The sequence below is a fragment of the Fundidesulfovibrio butyratiphilus genome, from assembly GCF_054657235.1.
This window is the reverse complement of sequence record NZ_BAAHXA010000001.1, coordinates 1,204,993-1,225,004: the sequence shown is the minus strand read 5'-3', so window position 1 is coordinate 1,225,004 and position 20,012 is coordinate 1,204,993. Positions and strand designations below refer to the sequence as shown.

Genomic DNA, 20,012 nt, shown 5'->3' with positions numbered 1-20,012 from the left:
TCGATGAACAGCGAGAAAAATGCCGATGTTGTAGTCAAGGACGCGGCTGACGTGGCCAAGCTCGAAAAGATGGAAACCGGGTTGGAGCTCACCCGGAAGGACGTCGCCAACAATCCCCGTCTTACCGTTCTGGATGGAACCGTTATCGAAAAGTTGCCGGAATACAGAATTGGACCCGGCGATATACTCGAGGTGGTTTATCACATCAACTACACAAAATCGGACGAGAATTACCGCCTGCAGGTGCAGGACAGAATAAACGTGCTGTTTCCTTTCAATCCCCAGTTCAATGCGTCGGCCGTGGTGCGAACCGACGGCCTGGTCACCCTGCCCCTGGTGGGAGAGGTGATGGTGGAGGGCGCGACCCCCCTTCAGGTGCAGGAAGTGCTTGCCCAGAAGTATCGAAAATATATACTTAATCCAAAACTTTCGGTTTCGCTTGAGGAATCGAACGTCAAGATCGAGGAACTCAAGCGGGCCGTCACCACGGCTTCGCGCGGGCAGAGCAAGACTTCCCCGGTGGCGCCGGACGGCACGGCGGGCTTTCCCCTGGTGGGAAACATTCGGGCCCAGGGCCTGACCGTGCGCCAGTTGGAAAAGGTTCTCAGCGAAAAATACAACTCCATGGTCAAAAACCTGCAGGTGAACTTGATCCTGAACGAAATACACTACTCCAAGTGCTACGTTCTGGGCGAGGTCGACCGGCCCGGCGTCTATCCGATGCCTGGACGCGAATCCCTGCTGGCGGTCATGGCCAGGGCCGGCGGCATCCGCACCACGGCCAACCTGAGCAATGTGATCATCTTCCGCAACGACGGCCTGGACCGGCCCATGGCCATCAAGGTCGACCTTTCCGAGACCACGGACAAGGCCCTGTCGGCCACCAACATCACGCTGCATCCGGCGGATATCGTCTATGTGCCCAAGGGAGCCATCGACAACTTTAACGACCTGGTGAACAAGATCTTCACCAAGGGGCTCTACACCATCGTTCCGTTCTCGTCCTCGGTGTCGGCCACCTATGACTTGCGCAACACCTACAATGTCGGCGGCTCCACCATCACAACCCCTTGACCCGGACGACACGATCCGGCGTTTTCACCAACGGGAAGGCACAACATGGCTTCGGTGATCATCTCCGAAAGAACATACATGCAGAGCTTCTTCAGGGAGTTCACCTTCGTCGTCTTCTATCACAAGAAAACGGTGATGGTCTCGGCCGCTGTTTGTTTCGCCATATCGTTGTTGCTTGCCGTCCTGCTGCCGCCCATTTACAGCGCTTCGGCCAAATTCATCGTCTCGTCGTATTCGCAGCAGCTCGATCCGCTGCAGCAGGACCGCGATTACGACCTGAAGAACAAGATGGTGCGCATTCTGCAAAACCAGAAGGAAATAATTTTCTCCAACCCGGTCCTGCAAAAGGCGGTGGAAAAGGTCCTGCCGAACGCCACCCCGAAGCAACAGGCCGAATTCATGGACCAACTGCGGCATTCTGTGAAGGTCACCCCGCCAAAGGGCGAGAGTTTCGAGGGGTCCAACGTCTTTTATCTCACCTGCGAGGCCAAGAGCCCCGCCCGGGTCAAGGAAATCGCCCAGGCCTTGGCCGACAGCTATCTGAACGCCTCGGGGGACTTTTCCCGGTCCAAGGCCGAATATTCGTACGAATTTTTCCGCAAGCAGGTGGATCAGTTGCAGGACACGTTGCAGCGCAAGGCCGTCAAACTGCGCGAATACGAGACGGCCAACGCCCAGGACCTGGTGGACATCCTGAACCTCGAATCCGGCAAGGCCAACCTGGAAGTGGGGCCGCGCGCCCTGCTCACCGAGGCCACCCGCAACAAGCAGCGTCTCGAACAGGAACTGCTCGCCACCAACGTGTTGGTGAAGAGCCTGGAGGCGGGGCTCAAGGACCGCGAAATGCCCCTCCTGCTGCCTGAAATGGAAGTCTCCGGCCGGGCCATCACCTCGTACCGCAACAAGGTGGCCCAGTTGCAGTTGCAGATAAACGAAATGCGCACGCAATACACCGAGGCGTTTGACCCGCTTAAGGCTCTGGTCAAAGAGTTGGGCATGACCGTGAAGCTCCTGCGCGACGAGGTCAGAACCTACATCGATGCCAAAAAGCTGGAAGCCTCGGCCCTGCAAAGCCGCATCGACGAAAACGACAAGCAGATTTTGCGCTATGAGGCCAAGATAGCCGAAACCGCCCAGCAACGGTCCACCTACGAGGCCCTCAAGCAGGACTACGCCCTGGCCAACCAGGCCTACTCCGAAGCCCGAAACAAGATGGAACAGGCGCGGATGGCCTCTTCCGTCAATCAGGACGTGCAGAACATCACCATTGTGGAGCAGCCCGTCGAGCCGCTCAAACCGGTGAAGCCCAATCGCGTGCTCATCGTCCTGCTGGGACTGGTCGGCGGTCTCTTCACGGGCGTGGCCGTGGCTCTTGGCGTCGACTACTTCGACCACACCATCAAAACGCCCGAGGACATCGAACGCTACCTCGAAGTCCCGGCGGTGGGCTCCATCAGTCACATCGGCGTCTGAGGAACACGGGCGCATGACCATTGCCTTTATTCTCCTGATCGGCTTTCCCGTCGTGGCCATTTTTCTCATGGCCAGTTTTTCGCCGCGTTTCGGCCTGACCAGGCGGTACGTGCGCGTCTCCAGCATGTTGTTCGCCGCCTGGCTCGTGGCCACGGTGATTTTTTCCCCCTACACCATGGTGTTGCAAGTGGGCGGCCTGCCCGACATCACCCTGGAGCGCGGGCTGCTCGTGGTCATCTTTGTGATCGTGTGCATGCGCCTGTACCGGCACGACCTGCTCCAGGGGCAGAGCAAGCAGATCGAAGCCCTCATGGTGTTGTTTTGCGTCATTTGCATCATCTCCATGGCCCGTTTCGGGTTCCTTGAGGCCTATTCGGCTTTTTCCAGGCCGTCCTTTGTCTTCATGAGCGGGTATCTGCTTCCGTTTTTGAGCTTCGTTTTCACAAAATACATGCTCGACAACGAGGACGACCTGCTGGTCGTGTTCAAGGCCTTGTTCTGGCTGGGGGGATACCTGACGATCACCGCGTTTCTGGAGCGATCAAGCTTCAAGTACCTGGTGTGGCCGGCCTACATCGTCGATCCGGCCGTGAGCACGCTGCATCTGGACAGGGCCAGGGGACCGTTTCTCAACGCGGCGTTCAACGGCGTGGCCTTGAACGTGGCCTTTCTGTGCGGGTTCCTGGTCTATCCCACCCTGCGCGGGGCCAGACGGTGGGCGTACGTGGTCATGATGATTCTCATGGTCGGGGCCATCTACCTCACGCGCACCCGGTCGGTGTACATTCATTTTCTTTTTACCGGCTTGGCCCTGGTCACCGTTTACCGTCACCGTCTCTCCCTGTGGAGAATCCTGCCCGCGGCCGTTTTGGTCCTGATGATTCTGATCGGAACCCATCTGGACAAGCTCATGTCCAGCGACCGCCTGGGAGGCGGCATTGGCCAGATGACGGAGGTGTATATCCGTCTGGCCCTGGCCGAGAAGTCGCTCAACCTGTTGAGCGAACACCCCTTCGGCGGAGTGGGCCTGGCCCAGTTCAAGACTTCGTCCCTGTTCACACCGGAGATCTTCGAATACCAGCACAACCAGCTCATCGGCATTGCCGTGGAACTGGGGCTGCCCGGCGCGTTCGTCTATCTGGCCATTCTTCTGACCATTTTCGTGCGCATCGCCAAGCTGGTCGATTACATCCCCGCGGCGGGGATGCTAGGCCCCAACATGGTCCTGGTTTTGGCCCTGCTTCTGATGGTCAGTCTCTGGAATGCGGTTTTTGTCGAACCCACCATGCACCTTTTCGTGTCGACGAGTTTTTTCGTGTTCGCCGGCATCATCGACCAACTCTACAATCGGTACGTGCTCAGACGCCTGTGAACCAGGCGCGGCCGCCTGGGGACACTTCCGTTTTGCCGCTGTGTTTCGGCAGGGCCGATCCTTTTCGGAGGCGAAGGCCCCTTCGGCACGGTTTCCTCTGGCGTCTTGCCGGCGAGTGCTTGCGGGGGCCCGCGCGAAACGATGCTCCGCAGGACTGCTCCCCCTGAGACTGCCGCCCGGATCGTTGCCCGGGCCGCTCTCCACGTGGGACCGATTGCCGTTACCTGCCCGCCCAAAAAGGCGATTCGTGCAGCCTGTTCAAAAAACGTGCTGGCAAGGCGCGCAAAAAAGTCAAGCCCGAAGCGGAGTTGGCATCCGTTGAGGGGTTGTGTTTTCCGCAGTAACGCGGCCAGCAAGGATTTTTCAATAGGTTAGAGCAGGTTGTACAGATACTTGGTCAGGTTGAAGAGCAGGATCGCATGGATGATGGCGAGCAGCACGAGCATGATCATGATATAGACTTTGATGCCGAAGGCGTTTCGGAGCGGACGCCGGGATGCGGGGGGCCAGGACCGGTCGGACGGCGGCGGGAGGTTCACGCGTTGTCCTCCAGGCTGGCGCGGTAGGCCCGGGCCAGGGCGTTTGCCGCCTGGTCCCAACTGAAATGTTCGCGGACCCGTTCCCGGCAGATTTCGCCTTCGCGGCGCAGGTCCGCCCGGTCGGCGGTGGCCAGGGCGGCCAGTCCCCGGGCCAGGGCGGTGACGTCATGGGTGGGGAAGAGGCGTCCCGTGTTGCCGGAAAGCACCTCCGCGTGCGGCGGGATGTCGCTGGCCAAGCAGGGCAGGCCGTGGGACATGGCTTCCAGCAGGGTCAGGGGCAGACCTTCCAGCTCGGAAGCGGTGACGTAGGCCAGGGCGTTGGAATAGAGGGCGGCCAGCTCCTCGCCGAAGCGATACCCGGTGAACACGATGCGCGGGTCGCTCCCGGCCGCCTGATGCAGCCGTTCCTCGTAGTCCAGCGCTCCGGCCGAGCCGCCCACCACGGCCAGGCGCAGGGTTCCGGGCAGACGCCGCAGGGCGGCCACCAGATCCTCGATGCGCTTTTCCGGCACCAGACGACCCACGAACAGCACGTAGTTTCCGGCTTCCAGGCCCAGTCCGGCGGCCTTGTCGAAGGGCGTCGGCGCGGGGATGTCCACTCCGTTGACGATACACACGGCGTCGACGCCGTAGCGGTCGCGGTAGTAGTCGGCCAGGGCCCGGGAAACCACCACCACGGTGTTGGCCAGCCGGGCCGAAAGCCATTCGCCCGTCTTGATGACCATCGCGGCGAACCGCGACCATTTCTTGCGCTGCCAGTCCAATCCGCCGCAGGTGAAGAACAGTTTTGCTCGGGGACTGGTCAGCTTGGCCAGGGGCGAGAGCACGAAAGGCCCCTGGGAATAGATGTGGATGATCTCCTGCCGGTGAAAAGCCATGTGGAGAATGGCCAGAAAGGTGTGAACAAAGGCTTCCATGTGCTTTGTGCCCATGGTGGGCAGGGTGACCACGCGTATGCCCCGATAGGGGGAGCGCACCCGCTCCACGTAGCCCTTGCGCGCGTAGAGGGTCACGTCGAACCCCTGCTTGGCCAGGCGGGAATAGAGCTCTTCGCATTGGCGCTCCACCCCGCCCCAAGTGGCGGGCACGCCGCGCAGGCCGGTGACCGCCACGCGCGGCGACCTCGGGGAGGCGTGGAGCCGGGGGGGCGCTTGCCTGTGCTCGCCTTCGCGTCGGTCGTCCCCGCAAGTGTCGCGTTCGGAGGGAGAACGGTTCCACAAGGACTGGTAGGTGGCCGCCATGGCGCGCACGTCGAACTGACGGCGCGCTTCCTGGTGCGCGGTTCGGGCCAGGGTTCGGGCCAATTCCCGGTCGTTGAGCAGGCGCAGCACCGCCCCGGCCAGGGCCGCGGGGTCGGCCGGGGGCACCAGCAGGCAGTCGCGCTCGTGGGCGAGCACCGGGCGGTTGCCGTCGATGTCCGTGGCCACAATGGGCTTTGTCGCGGCCATGGCTTCGAGCAGGGCCAGGGACGTGCCTTCCCACAGGGAGGGAAAGGCAAAGATTTCGGCCAGGGCCAGCACTCGGGCCACATCCGGGCGAACCCCCACGAAGCGTACGTGGTCGGTCATCCCCAGGGACGCGGCCTGGCGTTCCAGCGGGGCGCGCAACTCCCCCTCGCCCAGCACCACGAGCCTGGTCCTTGGCTCCCGGGCCACGATCGCGGGCAGGGCGTCGAGCAGGTGGACATGCCCTTTTTGTTCGGTGAGCCGGCCCACGCTGAGCAGGACCCGGTCCTCGGGCTCCAGTCCCAACTCGGTTCTGAGCCGGGGGTCGGGTTCGAGAGTGTAGGCCGCGATGTCGATGCCGTTTTCCACCACGCGTATGCGCCGGGGCGACACGCCCATTTCGGTCAGGGTCCGGGCCGTTTCGCTGGACACCGCGATCACCCAGTCGGCCCGATTGAGCAGGAGCCGGGTGAGCAACCGGCGCAACATGGTGCGCGGGTCAAAGCGACCGCGCTTGGGCAGCACCAGCGGAGTGTGGACGGTATCGAGCACGCGGTCCACCTTGCACAGGCGGCCGGTCAGGATGCCGGTGAATTCGGCGTCCGAAAGGTGGCAGTGCACCACGCGAACGCCGCGATCCAGGCAGATGCGGCGCAAGTCGCGCACCGTGTCCAGGGTATAGCGCAGAAACTTCAGGGGATTGAGAATGCTCGGGCGCTGTCGGTTCAGGCAAAAGACCTTCACGCCCTCGGCTTGGAGACGGGGAAGCATGCCGGTGAAAGGTTGGATGACGACCACCGAGGTGGGATAGCGATCCTGGGGCGTCACCCTGGCCAGAAGCACGAGCAGTTCCTGCGCGCCGCCGCAGTCCAGACTGTCGATGACGTGCAGTACGGGGCGGGGAGGAAAAGGGGTGTCCATGGCCGTGCGATCTACTTGAGGAGGTCGTAAATGACCGGTGGAATGGGAAAGGACCGGTCGTTGAGGATCATGCCCGAGATGTCCACGCCGTTTTGCCGGAACCGTTCGATGCCCTGCATGCAGACTTCCCGTCGGGAACTGGCGTAACGGCAGATCATGAACACGTGGTTGACCATCTTGGCGAAACTCATGGCCAGCGGCGAGAGGGTGACGGGCTTGCAGTCGTAGATGGCGATGTCGAAGTTGTTTTTGGCGAAATTGAACAGGTCGTCCAGGAGATCCGGCCGGGAGATGATGTTGCTGCTCGACACCTTGGTCTTGCCCGCGCCTGAGGGCAGAATCTTGAAGCCGTCGATATTGGTTTCGAGCACCAGATCCTCGAGCTTCTTTCCTTCCATGAAATTGGAGGCCAGTCCCAGGTTGCCCATGGGATAATAGAGGATGGTGTCGCGCGCTCCGCGTTCGATGTCCGTGTCCACATAGAGCACCTTGAGGTTGTGCTCCATGGCCAGGAACATGGACAGGTGAAAGGCCAGAAAGCTCGTGCCGTCGCCCCGGGAGCAGCCGGTGAAGAGCAGGTGCTTGTCCCCGCGGGACATCTTCAGGTAGATGTTGCCCCAAAGGTTGTCCAGCGATCGACTCATGCGCGAAAGCACGTTCAGGGCGTGAATGCCCAGGCTTTCGGCCGTCGCTTCGGGCGCTCCATTGGTCTTGCCGTTCTTTTTGCCGTTGTCAGCACCGTTTTCCTTGTTTTTATTGAAGAACTTCAGCTCGGAATAGAGAAGCCCTTTGCCTCCGTTTTTGATGATGTCCAAAAGTTTTTTGCTGGAGGATACATTCGATTCGGACATTCGGGGACCCTTGTTCGGGAATGGTTGCTGACTCGGGGTATCGTGCGTGGGACGATGTTTTTCGTCAAGGCCATATGCGCTGAAGGACGATGAAAAATCTTACCGATTCACTCCCCCATGTCAAACGTCATGCTGGCCTTAATCCTGTCGAGTTCGGGAATCAGGTTGGAGCCGGAAAGGATGGCCCGCACCGCGCCCTGGTCCACCAGACGGTGGAAGGAAAAATGCAACGGAGCCAGATGATTGGCCGCCCGGGGCTGGCGTGAAAAGAACTTGGCCACCTGGTTGGCCACATGGATGAGCGCCAGGCTCTGCGCCTGGGCGGCGCTGATGTTCAAGTGGTGCAGGTTCAAGAGTTCGGCGTAGTGGTGCATGCCGATGGCCCCGGCGATTTCCGGGCCGAAGTCCCACTTCAGGGCGGCGATTTTGCCGGCCAGGGCGTGGTCGTAACGCCACAGGCGTCTGGTGTCTTCGTGAAAGCCTCCCAGATAGGGCAGCGCGCAGCGGTCGGGGGAGAGTTCGATAAGGTCCGAGCTCATGAGCAGAAACTTGCCGATGTCGTGCAGCAGGGCCACGGTGTAGGCGTTGGCCGGGTCCGTGCCGGGAAAGGCGGGGGAAAGGGCGGCCGCGGCCGTGGCCGCCAGCAGGGCGTGTTCCCAGACCAGGGCGAAGAGGGCCGGGTCCGGGGCGGGTTTGCCCTTGTGTTCGCGCAGCACGTACTCGCGGTAGACAAGGTTCTTGAGGTTGGACACGCCGATGAGTTCGATGGCGAACTTGAGCGAGGTCACCTCGCTCCTGGCCCCGTAGAAGGGGGAATTGGCGTGGCGCATGAGCGTGGCCGAAAGGAGGGGATCGCCAGCCACCAGGGAGACCAGGCTTTCGATGTTGCTTTCCAACGAATCGATCTTGGCCACGATGTTCTGGGTATGTTTGATGTAGGCGTTTTTTTCGATGATGGCGTCGAGTTGGTGAAGCACCACGCTCGGGATGTCGTCCACGACCACGCCGGCGTAGCGCTCGGCGACCGTGGATTTCACGAACAGCCGGGCCATGCAGGCGTCCACGTCGGCCCTGATTTCCGGTGTGGCGCGCACGAGCCGGGGGGAAACTTCGAAATGGGGCTCCATGGCCCCGTAGGCCCGGCCCGGCCGGGTGGCCATGGGCATGACGGCCCGGCTCTGGCGCAGGCGCAGGCGCAGGTACATGATCACCCAGGCCAGCACGGGCAGGACGATCATGACGGCCAGGATCAGGATCAGGATGTCGTCATCCATGGGAGGCGCTCTTCGGGTTCGCGGGCGCTTTTCGCCGTGCGAGCAGTTCGCCCAGGGTTTCGAGAAAGATGTCGGCCTGGCGCTCGGGGCAGGCCAGCGCCGTTTTCCGGCCGTGTCTGCCCAGGGTTCGGCCCAACTCGGGGTTGTCCAGCAGGCGGTTTACCGCCTGGGCCATGGCTTCGGGGTCCTTGGCCGGGACGATCAGGGCGTCTTTTTCGTGCCGGGCGTGCTCCACCACGGTGACATTGCGGGTCACCACCAGCGGACGGGAAAGGGCCAGCACTTCGAGCATGGCGTTCTGGCCGGCGGCCACGTAATAGTCCTTGAGGGGAATGACCACCGCCCTGGCCTTGGCGATAAGGGTTATGAGTTCCTCCTGAGGCACCCGTCGCGTGATGAGACGCGCGCTCGGCGGAAGCGGGCCGGACGGCTTGTAGGTCTGGGAAAGCACCACCACCGGGGCTTTGATGTTCGGGGCCGCGCGCATCAGGGTGTCGAAGTCGCGGTCGGAGTTGCCGTAGGCGAATACGTAGTCGCCTTCCGGCAGGGTCTTGTCCCAGGCCATGTAGGCCCCGCCGGCCGTGTCGGGGTAGAACCGAAAGCGCCAGGACTCGATGCCGAAGATGGCCGAATACAATCGGCACTCCTCGCTCGACGTGGTCAGCAGGGCGTCCATGCCGGGCACGGCCAGACGCACGAGCAGCATGCGCAGTTGGTAGAGGGGGTGGGCGAATCGGGTGAAGTCCAGGTGAAAGTCGCGCAGCAGATGCGGGGGACGTTTCGCGGGGGCGATCAACCGTGCCGTCAGGCCGTAAAACGTGCCGATGCGGGTGTTCAGGGTGAGTATGGCGTCGTGGCGGTCGCGGCGCGAAAGCAGCATCAGCGGCTGATAAAACGAGCACAGGCGGATGCTCAGCTTCTTGACCCACCCGGGCATGAACCGGCGGCGCAGAAGCGCCGGCTCCAGAAGCTCCACACGCAGGCCCTTGTCCCGCAGGATATTGAGAAAGCGCCAGTCCCCGTCGTCGGCCCAGCTGGTGCAAATGAGCACGCGGGCGGCCAGGGCCTTGGCCAACTTGTCGTCAGCGGAAGTGTCCATTCAGGTTCGTCGGGTTTGGGGCCTGGGCCGGGTGGACGCAAGCCGGATAAAAAGATTTTCGAATTCCCGGGTCATGACGGTCGCGGAAAAATGTTCGGCCACGTCGCGGGCCGCCTGGGCTCCCAGACGCGCGCGCAATGCCGCGTCGCCCAGCACCAGGGCCAGACGGTCGGCCAGGGCCGAGGCGTCGCCAACGGGAACGAGAAAGCCGTTTTGCCCATCGCGCACGGCCTCGGACAAAAAGCCCACGTCCGGGACCACCACGGGCAATCCGGCCGCCATGGCTTCCAGCATGGCTACGGAGAGGGTTTCCTGCCAGGGCAGGGAAGAAAGCGCAAGAGCGTCCGCCGCGCGCAAGACATCGGCCATGTCCCGTCGAAAGCCCAGAAAGAGCGTTTTGTCCGCCACGTCCAGGCGTCGGGCCGTGTCTTCGAGGAAAGCGCGACGCTCGCCGTCGCCCACCACCAGGAATCGGGCCCGGGGCAGGCGCTTGGAAATCCGGGAGGCGGCTTGCAGAAAAATTTCATGGGCCTTGTCCGGGCGCAGGGCGGCCACGATGGCCGCCACCGGGGCGTTTTCGGGCAGACCCAGGCGGATCTTGGCCTGGGCGGGGGACAGATCGGACCGGAACGCGTCGGGGTCCACGCCATTGTAAATCACGTCCACCTTGTCCGGGGAAACCCGTTCGGCCCGGACCACGTAGTCCTTGTGGCCCTTGGCCGCCGCCACCACCCTGGCCGCTCCCAGGTGCAGAACGCTCCGGGCCAGCATGGTCAAGGCGTGAAAGCGGTAGCGCCGATGCGTTTCGTTGTGCCAGTTGATCACGGGCGGGCCGCCGGCCAGCCGGGTGGCCGCCACCGCATAGGCCAGGGCGTTTTGGTGGTTGATGACGAGCACCACGTCCGTGCCCAGCTCTTTGAACAGTCGGGCCAGGCGAAAGGGCGCGCCCAGGTCCAGGCGTCGGCGCAGCAGGCCCTGGCGATGGGGCAGGCCCAGGCGCACGAGTTCCTGGCCCAGGGGGCCGGGTTGGTTGAGGAAGACCATATCCACGGGAAAGCGCTTGCGGTCCAGCCGGAGCAGCAGACTCTTGAGGACCTGTTCGGCTCCGCCGATGACCAGTGTGGAGGCCAGAACCGCTATGCGCACCGGGAAACAAACGGGCGCTTTTCCGGTCACGCCCGACCTCCGGGCAGCCAGCGCGCGGCCCACATCTGGGCCGTGAGCAGCAGCCACACCCGCCAGGGGCTCTCTCCCCGGCCGGCAAGAAAACGCTCCACCACGGCCCTGGCCGGGTCGGGGTCGAAAAGCCCGGTGGCGGTCAAGGCCTCGCGACCCAGGTGGCGGTCCAGGTGGGAGCGCCAGGGGCCGGACAACCAGGCTCCCAGGGGAATGTCGAAACCGAGCTTGGGCTGCCTGGCCGCTTCGGGACCGACCAGCTTGTGCAGCAGATGGCGCAGGATGCGTTTTTGTACGCCGTCCTTGCACAGGTACTCCATGGGCAGGGCGGCGGCGAACTCGGCCACCCGGTGGTCGAGCAGGGGGTCGCGGCATTCCAGGCCCACGTGCATGGAGGCCCGGTCCACCTTGACCAGAATGTCGTCCGGCAGCCAGTAGCGCACATCGTGGCGCATGAGCATGTCGCCGAGTTGTTCGGGCGAGGCCTCCGTCTCCAGGGCGGTGTGGAGAAACCCCACAGGCAGGGAGGTCTTTTCCAGGCCGAGCAGGGGAGCGGCCTCGTGGGCGAAAAATCCCCTGGCCGCGTACACGGCCAAAAGCTCGCGCGGGGTCCCGGCTCCCAGGAGGGCCAAGAGCCTTCCCAGGCGCGCGGCTCTTTCCTGCCCCTTGCGCGTGAGCGAACCGCCCGACAGCGCGCCCAGGGGCAGGGATCTGGCCAGCCCGGCCAGGGCGCGGCGCAGTCTGGCCGGCAGGGCGGAAAACTTTTCATACAGCCTGGGATAGCGCATGTGCCCGGTGTAGCCGCAAAAGAGTTCGTCGCCTCCGTCGGCGGAAAGAGCCACCGTCACCGTGCGCCGGGCCAGACGGGAGACGAGAATGGTGGGAATGCCCGAGGCGTCGCCAAAGGGTTCGTCGTAGACGTCGCAGAAGGTGTCCAACACCTGCTGGGCCATGGCCGGCTCCGCCCGCAAGACCTCGTGGGGCAGGTCCAACGCGGCGCACAGGGACTGGGCCTTGGCCGCCTCGTCGAAACCGCGTTCCGCGAACCCTATGGTGAAGCTTCGCAGGCGGACGTCCAGGTCCTTCCTGAGCACGGCCGCCACCAGGGAGGAGTCCACCCCGCCGGAAAGGAACATCCCCACCGGCACGTCGGACACCAGGCGATACCCGAAGGCGCTGTCGAACAGGGCGCGCAGCTCGTCGGCCGCGGCTTCGAAGGAGCCGGAGTAGGCCCCACGGGCAAGGCCTTCCAGGCTCCAGTAGCGGCCCTTGGCCATGGAGCCGTCGGGGGAGATTTCCATCCACGTTCCGGGATCGAGCTTGCGCACTCCGGCCAGGGCGGTTTCGTCGCCGGGAAAGTAGCCGGTCATGAGAAAGCTGGACAGGGCGCGCCGGTCCAGCCGGGCCGAGTGGGCCGGATGAGCGAGGATGGCGCGCACTTCCGAGGCGAAGAGCAGGCCTTCGGGCGAAAGGGCGTAGTAGAGGGGTTTGACGCCCAGGCGATCCCGGACCAGGGTGAGCGTCCGGCGGGCGCCGTCCCACACCGCGATGGCGAACATGCCCACGAACCGGGGCAGGGCCTCGGCCACGCCCCAATGGGATATGGCGGTGAGGGCGACCTCGGTGTCCGTGGCGCTGGTGAAGGTGCGTCCGCAGGCTTCGAGCTCGCTGCGGATCTCCCGGTAGTTGTAGATTTCGCCGTTGAAAACGATGGAAAGGTGCGGATCGTCGCCGCGCAACGGCTGGTGGCCCAGAGGCGACAGGTCGATGATGGAGAGCCGGGTATGCCCCAGGGCCGCTGGGCCGTCCGTCAGAACGCCGGAGTCGTCCGGGCCCCGGTGGGCCAAGGCCCGGCGCATGGCCTCGATCCCGGCCGGATCGGCCACGGCGCCGCCAAAGGCCAACTGACCGCAGATGCCGCACACGGTCAGCGCTCCGCCTTGGGGGCGCGTACTTCGTAGACCCCCAGGCCGTTGAAGCCGACCAGGCTCGCGGGGGGCTTGGCCCCGACCTGCGGGGCCAGCACGTTCACTGCGGCCCGGGGGATGTCCGACACGCATCGCGTGAAGGTTTCCCCGCCGTCGCGGCTGACGAAGATCCCGTCGCCGGCCAAGTGGTTGTAGCCGGCGGTGCCGATCCAGACCGCTCCGTCCGCAACGGCCACCGCGCAGGCGGCGATGTTGCCCTGCCTGGAGCCGGGCAGGTCGATCCAGTGCCAGGTGAGGCCGCCGTCTTGGCTCTTGAGCACATGCTTTTCCGAGGCGGCCGCGTAGAAGGTCTTGGGGTGGTCCGGGTCCTGGGCCATGCTGAAGACGAATCCCCGGGGAGCCGCCACCAGATGCCAGGACGCCCCGGCGTCCTCGCTGCGGAAGATGCCTCCGCCCAAAACCGCGGCCAAGAAGACCTTGGGGTTCGCGGCGTCGATCAGGAACGCGCCCTGGCCCTTGAAGCATTCCGAAGGCAGGGCGGCGGTGACCGAAACGGGGGCCACGTCTCCCTGGGGAGCCTGGCCCCCCGCGTCCACCTTGTAGACGCCGAAGCCGTTGGTGGCCACGTACACGATGTTTTCCTGGTTGGGGTCGACGGTCAACCCCGTGGCGCGCGAGTCGGCATAGGACTTGTCCAGGGATTTCTGCTTGTCGTGAATGCGGTACAGCACCCAGTGTTCGCCGGCGTCGACGCTCTTGTAGAGATGATAGTACTTGGCGTCCGCCGTGTCCGGGCTGTGCCAGGGGTTCACCAGCAGGTAGAGGAGGCCCGGCGTGCGGGCCGAAACCCAGACCGAAGCCGCGTGCCCTTCGATTACGCCTTCCATCTTGCGTCGCCAGGTCTTGCCGTTGTCGGGGCTGATCATGAGCCCGTTGTCGTCCACGGCCAGGTGGATCTTGGCGGGGTCGGCCGGGTCGCGCACGATCTGGTTGACCACGGTGTTTTGCAGGCCCTTGTGGACCTGCAGCCAGGTGTCGCCCGCGTCGGAGCTGCGCCAGACGTTCCACCAGTCCAGGAGAAAGGCGACGCGTCCGTCGGGGGAAAAGACCATTTGTTCGGGGGCCTGCAGGTCCTTGGCCCAGTTCTCCACGCTGCCGTCCAGGGTGAAGCGTTTGACCAGGGAAAACGTGCGTCCGCCGTCCTGGGAGCGCATGAGCAGGCTGGGCCACGACTCGGGGTGCGTGCCCAAGAACACCACGTCCGGGTTGTCCGGGGCCACGGTCAGCACCTTGAAGGCCAACTGTACCGCCTTGCTGGGCAGGGTCATGGGATTGGGGCCCAGGCGTTCGAAGCGGTTGGTCCGCTGGTCGTACTTGTAGAGGCCGTACTTCTTTTCCAGGGCGTAGAGCCGACCCGAAGAATGTGCCGCCATGTCCACAATATCGCGGTGGCCGGGGGCGAAACCCTCGTTCATGCTTTTCCAGATTTCGCCGTCGTGGTAAAAAACTCCTTCGTCCGTGGCCGCGGTGAGCCGGCCCGCGACGTCGATCAGGGCGTTGACCTTCTTGCCCTCCAGGCCGAACAGCGGGACGGCCTTCCATTTCTCGTCGGCCAGTTCGTCCAGGCGGAACACGCCGTCCGAATTGCCGGCCGCGTACCATTGGCCCTGGTGGCGGGCCAGCAGGTGCGATCCGAAAAACCGGGAGGCGTAGCGCACCCGGGGCAGGACGTTGGTCACGGTGCGTCCACTGTCCTGGCTCACGTACAGGCCGTCGTCGGAAAGCACGAACATGCGTCCGGGGTGATCGGGGTCCAGGGCGATGGAGGCCACGGCCAACCCGCCGAGCCCCTGGCCCAGGTTCTTGAACGTGCGCCCGCCATCGATGCTTTTGTAGTAGCCGGCCACGTCCGAGCCGACGAACACCTGGCTGGGGTTGGCGGGGTCGACCGCCACGGCGGTGAACCGTCCGCCGCCCCCGTAGCTGAATTCGCGCCAGGAGCACTCCTGGGCGTAGCTCGGCGTGCGAAGCGCGAACAGGGCGATCGCCAGCACGAAAAACAGTATTCGCCAGGACGAGACCGAAAAAACGAGGCCTTTTCGGGCGCGCATGGAGCCTTCCTCCGTCACGTAGAGAGAACGATCAGTGCTTGGATTTTTTCTCAACGTACTCTTGTCCCGCGAAGTCGGCCACATAGCGCACGGGGCGGTTCGCAAGGGTGTCGTAGCCGACCATCCAGAGCTTGCCCTTTATCATGTTGCTCTCCAACTTCATGGTCAGTTCCCCCTGGGTGGCGAAAATGCGAATGGGCTTCGCGTAGGTGTCCACCCAGCGGATACGTTCGGCTTCCCTATGAGTCAGGGCCTGCTTGCTGTGATAGAGGCTCGGGCTCATATAGTAGAAACAGATAGTGGACTCTTTTGTGAAAAGCGGTTTCAGGGTGCTGCGCAAGCTTTGGCCTCCGAAGGACACGCTGGTATCGTTGGAGTTCCAGTAGAAGCTGTTCCTGGCGGCCAGGGCGGGCCTGGGGTCGATGATGACCTGAATGCGGTTGGCAGGGTTCAAGGCGTTGAAACTGAGCGTCACCTGGGCGGTCACGTCGTTGAAACGGATCTTGTCGTCCACGGTCCCGGTGCACCGCACGTAGAAGACGCGTCCTCCGCTGTCGGGTTCGAGAAACATCTGTTCGTCTTGACCGGCGTTCTGGGCCGGGCACGTTTCGGCGCCCAGGAGCGCGGCCAGCAGAACCGCAACAAGGAATGCGAGGGCTCTGGCGGTCATTGTCCGGTTCCGGTGAAGGCCACGAGAGCGGTTTTGACGATGATGCGCATGTCCGTGAAAAAGCTGATGCGTTCTATGTATTCCATATCCATGAACATCCATTGGGCAAAGCTCACGTCGTTGCGGTTGGGCAGGGTTTGCCACGTGCACGTGATGCCGGGACGCACGGAGAAACGCCGGCGCAGCCAGTCTTCGGAAAATCCCTTGTAGTCGCGCATGGCCATGGGCCGGGGGCCTACCACGCTCATGTGGCCGAGCAGCACGTTGAAGAACTGGGGCAACTCGTCGATGGAGTATTTTCGAAAAAAGCGTCCCACCCGGGTGATGCGGGGGTCGTCCTTGATTTTGAAGACCGGGCCGTCCATTTCGTTACGCGTTTCGAGTTCGGCCATGCGTTTTTCGGCGTCCACCACCATGGTGCGCAGCTTGATGAGCGAAAACGGACGCTTGTGATAGCCCACGCGCTGCTGGGCAAAGAATACCGGTCCGCCGTCCTCCAGCTTGATGGCCAGGGCCGCGGCCAGCAAAATTGGCGAGATCAGCACGAGCACAACCAACGAAAACACGATGTCGAACAGGCGTTTGAGGCCGAGCACCCACAGGGTCGAGGGCGCGGCCTGAATCAGCATGCCCGTGTGCGCCCCGATGCTCGAAGGCATCATGCGCAGGCGTTTGTGGTCGAAAAAGCTGTACATGTGCTGGACGGGAATGCCCTGCACGTTGGCCCGCTCGATGATGTTTATGATCTTGTCGTAGTAGGAGCGCACCGGCAAATACACCACCACGGTGTCGAGGACGTTTTCCCGGGCGATCTTTTCGAACTGGGATAGCGGACCGAGAAGGCGCACGTCTCCCGCGCCGCAATAGTTGAGGTCGTCGAGAAAGCCGGTCACCTGATAGCCCAGGAAGCGGTTCGAGACGATGAATTCGAAAAAATCGTGGGCGCGTTTGTTGGTGCCCACAATGAGGATGTTGATGAGGTTTTCGTCGGCGGCGTAGATCCACTTGAGAAGAACCTGCACCAGGCCGCGCAGGACCATGGTGAGGACCAGCGCGCCGCCGGCGAAGACGGCGAAGAATTGCCAGGGCAAAAGCGGCGTTCTAAGCGCCCAACAGACGCAGGTGATGGTCAGGCAGTCCGACGCGAGCAGGGCCAACACGCGCGGCAGCAGCCGCACCAGATTGCGCGAGGCGTAGGGCGTGCGTAGGGAGTAGTAGAACACCGAAAACACGATGTGGAACCCGGACACCAGGCAAAACGACGCGGCAAGCGCCGTGAAGAAGCGCAAATTGAGGTAAGTGAGCCCGTCGTTTCCGGTAATGAAGGGAGCGGCCTGGGAAAAGTCCACCGCGGCGAGGAACGCCGCGCAAACCGAGAGCAGGTCGGTGAGGATGGCCAAGCCGTGATATATCTTGATGCGGTTTTCTATCATGCCTTGGTCCCGAGTCGCGGCAGGCACAGGCGCGCCACGTCTTCGACATCCCGGGTGCGCAGGACCGCCACGACAGCCACATAGACCGCGCCGAACACGGGGGTCAGCGCGATCAGGGACATCCATGCCCCGGCGCCAAGCGACACGGCCCAGGTCCGAAGCGGCCAGCAGACCGCCGAGGCCCCGGCCGAAGCCGCGACGACGACGGCCAGGGTGCGGCCCAGCCCTCGAGAGACATCGTTTCCTAGCAACTGTCTCAGGATCGCAAAAAAGATGCAAGATATTATGCCGATGGTTATGGTGGAGGACAGGGCGATGGCTTCCGGCCCGCCTATCAGGCGCAAAAACAGCCAGTTGAGGCCGAAGTTGAGCCCGAGCGACAGCAGGCCTATGCGCAACAGCAATCCTCCCCGCAGCAAGGCGGAATAGAACGCGCCGTTTATGAAGGCATAGGCGGAAAAAAACAGTCCCAACGAGTAGTAGCGCAAGGTGAGCGCGGTTTGGGACGCGGCTTGGGCGTCGAAGGCGCCCCGACGCAGCAGGGCGACGACCACGTCCTGGGCGAAGATGAGCACGTAACAGGTGATCGGGGCGCAAATCAGGGCCATGAAGACCAGCCCCAGACGCAACACGTGGCGCAGGCCGTTGTTGTCTCCGGCTGCGGCCTGCTCGCTGATGTAGGGAAAGATGGCCCGCGAAACGGCTATCACCACCACTTGCAGGGGCAGGTCGTTCATCCGGTAGGCGTAGCGCAGCACCGCGACGGCCCCGGCCGGCAGCACCGTGGTCATGGACTGGTCCACGAGAATGTTGGAGTTGGCGATGAGCGTTCCCCCCAGAAAGGGCAGGCAGGTGCGGACGAAGTTTCCCAACTCCGCGAAACGGGGGCGAAAGCCCGTCAGGGAGTAGACGCCGCAGCCGCGCAGCGAGGCGAACATGAGCGCCACCTTGAGGACCGTGCCCACAAGAAAGCCCAGGATCAGCGCCTTGATGCCGAGGGATTTCCCGGCCGACAGAAAGACGATGATGGTCAGGTTGATGGCCATTTGGGCCAGGGTGAGCATGCCGAAGCGCTTGAAGTTCTGCAGCAGGGCCGCAGCCAGGATGCCCACGCCTTCCAGGCCCACCAGCCAGGCCAGGGAGCGTTCCATGCCGACGGCCAGGGTCTTGGTGTCGGGGGGGAAGCCGTATCCGATGGCGTCGAGCACCAGGGGGGCGCCTGCGGAGATCGACCAGGCGATCAGCGGGAACAACAGGCTGGCCGCCGCCAGGATGGTCAGGGAGGTGTCGCGGGCCAGGGTTTTGTCCTGACTGGCGCGCCAGGCGGCGAACAGCGGAACAAAGGCCGACACGAAAGCCCCGTTGATCATCAGGTTGACGATGCCGGGAAAGGCATAGGCGATGTTGAAGGCGTCCACCTCGGCGTCGGCGCCGAACCGGGCCGCCATGAGCATTTCCTTGGCCAGGGCCAGCAGCTTGTCCAAAAGCCCCACGCCGACGATGACCGCGGTGGCGCGTCCGATGGCCCGGGCGGTTTCGCGCGGATCGGGGACCGTGACCAGGGGGACGGGGACCGTCTCGGTCGGGTCTTGACCGTGGTCTGGGCCGCCGGTCGGGTCGGCGGTCGGTTTATCCATGGGGGGACAGGAGCGCGTTCAGGCCCAAAAGGCGAAGGAGCGTGTCGAGCAATTCGGGCATGGTGAACAGCGCGTATCCCGCGGCGACGCCCATCAGGCTCAGCAGGAGCAGGTCGATTCCGTGGCGGGCCAGGGGGGAGCGCCCCGCGTCGGTGCAGGCCCAGACCATGCCCCAGTCGGCCTTTTGGCGGGAATTGGCGATGGCGGCCAGCATGGCCTTGTGACACAGCTGGATCACCTGGCGGGGATAGCCCTTGGTGGCCAGGTACACGGCCAGAAAGGCGGGGGGGGTGAACAGGGGGCGAAGCGTCCCTTCGCCCTTGCACAGTTCGAGCCGGGTGCGGATGAGGTCCTTGGTTTCCGTAAAGTTGAAGTTGCCCAGGCGCAACGTCTGATACACCCGGTCGGCCAGGTTGTGCATGAGGCGCAGATGCTCCTCGAATTCCTCCTGGGCGAAGAGTACGATTTGCAAGAGCTTGGAGTCGTTGGTCTCGTAGTTGAGCAATTCGCGCAGAATTTCCAGACAGGTGGGGGTGATCTTTTGGCCCTCGTCCACGATGAGGCAGACGATGCGGCCTTGCTCCACGCCGGTTTCATAGAGTTTGTTTTTCAGGTTGTCCTTGAGTCGCCAGGCGCTGTCGGTGACGAGTTCCTCCGGGATGTCGAACTCGTGGTTGAGCCAGAGCAGAAATTCCTTTTCCGATTCGAAATAGGGGTCGAGCAGCAGATGCGTATCGAATTCGGGATTGTCGCCCAAGGCGCGCATGAGTTGGCGGGAAAGCGTGCTCTTGCCCGTGCCCACGGGACCGAGCACGACGTTTAGGCCGCGACGCAACCGCACGGCGATTTCCAGCCGGTCGAGATGGTCCATCTGGCGGGGACAGTGGAAAAAAAGGTCGGGGTCGGGCGTGGTGACGAACGGGTCGCGGACCAAACCCAGAAGCGAGTAGTAGGACATAACCTGCCGTAAACGGGTCGCGCGTTGGCGCGGTCCGGGGATATCGGTTTC

The 20,012-nt window shown here is 63.3% G+C and carries 15 protein-coding genes; 3 read left to right on the top strand and 12 right to left on the bottom strand.

The window, feature by feature from the left end:
- The first annotated feature begins 3 nt into the window (after positions 1–3).
- Genes ACYQ01_RS05890 through ACYQ01_RS05880 form a run of 3 tightly spaced genes read left to right on the top strand, consistent with a single transcriptional unit; the run spans position 4 to position 3,919 of the window.
- Entirely contained in the window at positions 4–1,074 is a 1,071-nt protein-coding gene (locus ACYQ01_RS05890; RefSeq protein WP_459932897.1) for a polysaccharide biosynthesis/export family protein, read from the top strand.
- Positions 1,075–1,119: 45 nt separating this feature from the next.
- Positions 1,120–2,547 (top strand): GumC family protein, encoded by a 1,428-nt coding sequence (locus ACYQ01_RS05885; RefSeq protein ID WP_459932896.1) that lies wholly within the window; start codon positions 1,120–1,122, stop codon positions 2,545–2,547.
- Between the two features lie 13 nt (positions 2,548–2,560).
- Positions 2,561–3,919 carry an O-antigen ligase family protein gene (locus ACYQ01_RS05880; RefSeq protein WP_459932895.1) on the top strand — a complete coding sequence of 453 codons (1,359 nt, stop codon included), beginning with the start codon at positions 2,561–2,563 and terminating at the stop codon, positions 3,917–3,919.
- A gap of 371 nt (positions 3,920–4,290) precedes the next feature.
- On the opposite strand, the gene ACYQ01_RS05875 is transcribed toward ACYQ01_RS05880, so the two are convergent.
- The 12 genes from ACYQ01_RS05875 to ACYQ01_RS05820 form a co-directional block, all read right to left on the bottom strand.
- Positions 4,291–4,458, bottom strand: a complete 168-nt coding sequence (locus ACYQ01_RS05875; protein WP_459932894.1) for a hypothetical protein — start codon at positions 4,456–4,458, stop codon at positions 4,291–4,293.
- Positions 4,455–6,824 carry a glycosyltransferase gene (locus ACYQ01_RS05870; RefSeq protein ID WP_459932893.1) on the bottom strand — a complete coding sequence of 790 codons (2,370 nt, stop codon included), beginning with the start codon at positions 6,822–6,824 and terminating at the stop codon, positions 4,455–4,457. Before ACYQ01_RS05870 ends, ACYQ01_RS05875 begins: the two co-directional genes overlap by 4 nt.
- A gap of 11 nt (positions 6,825–6,835) precedes the next feature.
- On the bottom strand, positions 6,836–7,675 hold the full coding sequence (locus ACYQ01_RS05865; protein WP_459932892.1) for an AAA family ATPase: 840 nt from the start codon (positions 7,673–7,675) through the stop codon (positions 6,836–6,838).
- Positions 7,676–7,782: 107 nt separating this feature from the next.
- Positions 7,783–8,949, bottom strand: a complete 1,167-nt coding sequence (locus ACYQ01_RS05860; RefSeq protein WP_459932891.1) for an HDOD domain-containing protein — start codon at positions 8,947–8,949, stop codon at positions 7,783–7,785.
- A complete protein-coding gene (locus tag ACYQ01_RS05855) occupies positions 8,942–10,048 on the bottom strand; it encodes a glycosyltransferase (RefSeq protein WP_459932890.1) in 1,107 nt (368 codons plus the stop codon). Before ACYQ01_RS05855 ends, ACYQ01_RS05860 begins: the two co-directional genes overlap by 8 nt.
- A complete protein-coding gene (locus tag ACYQ01_RS05850; protein ID WP_459932889.1) occupies positions 10,049–11,224 on the bottom strand; it encodes a glycosyltransferase in 1,176 nt (391 codons plus the stop codon). It abuts the gene before it with no gap.
- Positions 11,221–13,149: an asparagine synthase (glutamine-hydrolyzing) gene (asnB, locus tag ACYQ01_RS05845; protein ID WP_459932888.1), complete on the bottom strand. Its 1,929-nt coding sequence runs from the start codon at positions 13,147–13,149 to the stop codon at positions 11,221–11,223. Before asnB ends, ACYQ01_RS05850 begins: the two co-directional genes overlap by 4 nt.
- 2 nt (positions 13,150–13,151) lie before the next feature.
- Complete coding sequence (locus tag ACYQ01_RS05840) at positions 13,152–15,263, bottom strand: WD40/YVTN/BNR-like repeat-containing protein (RefSeq protein ID WP_459932887.1); 2,112 nt, start codon at positions 15,261–15,263, stop codon at positions 13,152–13,154.
- Between the two features lie 31 nt (positions 15,264–15,294).
- Positions 15,295–15,933: a hypothetical protein gene (locus tag ACYQ01_RS05835; protein WP_459932886.1), complete on the bottom strand. Its 639-nt coding sequence runs from the start codon at positions 15,931–15,933 to the stop codon at positions 15,295–15,297.
- On the bottom strand, positions 15,930–17,366 hold the full coding sequence (locus ACYQ01_RS05830; RefSeq protein ID WP_459932885.1) for a sugar transferase: 1,437 nt from the start codon (positions 17,364–17,366) through the stop codon (positions 15,930–15,932). The genes ACYQ01_RS05835 and ACYQ01_RS05830 overlap by 4 nt, the downstream gene beginning before the upstream one ends.
- Entirely contained in the window at positions 17,363–19,003 is a 1,641-nt protein-coding gene (gene murJ, locus ACYQ01_RS05825) for a murein biosynthesis integral membrane protein MurJ (protein ID WP_459932884.1), read from the bottom strand. The genes ACYQ01_RS05830 and murJ overlap by 4 nt, the downstream gene beginning before the upstream one ends.
- Complete coding sequence (locus ACYQ01_RS05820; protein WP_459932883.1) at positions 18,996–19,961, bottom strand: ExeA family protein; 966 nt, start codon at positions 19,959–19,961, stop codon at positions 18,996–18,998. The genes murJ and ACYQ01_RS05820 overlap by 8 nt, the downstream gene beginning before the upstream one ends.
- Between the last annotated feature and the right edge of the window lie 51 nt (positions 19,962–20,012).

Coding starts and splice junctions, on each gene's coding strand:
- ACYQ01_RS05890 (WP_459932897.1), top strand. CDS start 4: ATGAACAGCGAGAAAAATGCCGATGTTGTAGTCAAGGACGCGGCTGAC.
- ACYQ01_RS05885 (WP_459932896.1), top strand. CDS start 1,120: ATGGCTTCGGTGATCATCTCCGAAAGAACATACATGCAGAGCTTCTTC.
- ACYQ01_RS05880 (WP_459932895.1), top strand. CDS start 2,561: ATGACCATTGCCTTTATTCTCCTGATCGGCTTTCCCGTCGTGGCCATT.
- ACYQ01_RS05870 (WP_459932893.1), bottom strand. CDS start 6,824: ATGGACACCCCTTTTCCTCCCCGCCCCGTACTGCACGTCATCGACAGT.
- ACYQ01_RS05865 (WP_459932892.1), bottom strand. CDS start 7,675: ATGTCCGAATCGAATGTATCCTCCAGCAAAAAACTTTTGGACATCATC.
- ACYQ01_RS05860 (WP_459932891.1), bottom strand. CDS start 8,949: ATGGATGACGACATCCTGATCCTGATCCTGGCCGTCATGATCGTCCTG.
- ACYQ01_RS05855 (WP_459932890.1), bottom strand. CDS start 10,048: ATGGACACTTCCGCTGACGACAAGTTGGCCAAGGCCCTGGCCGCCCGC.
- ACYQ01_RS05840 (WP_459932887.1), bottom strand. CDS start 15,263: ATGCGCGCCCGAAAAGGCCTCGTTTTTTCGGTCTCGTCCTGGCGAATA.
- ACYQ01_RS05835 (WP_459932886.1), bottom strand. CDS start 15,933: ATGACCGCCAGAGCCCTCGCATTCCTTGTTGCGGTTCTGCTGGCCGCG.
- ACYQ01_RS05830 (WP_459932885.1), bottom strand. CDS start 17,366: ATGATAGAAAACCGCATCAAGATATATCACGGCTTGGCCATCCTCACC.
- murJ (WP_459932884.1), bottom strand. CDS start 19,003: ATGGATAAACCGACCGCCGACCCGACCGGCGGCCCAGACCACGGTCAA.
- ACYQ01_RS05820 (WP_459932883.1), bottom strand. CDS start 19,961: ATGTCCTACTACTCGCTTCTGGGTTTGGTCCGCGACCCGTTCGTCACC.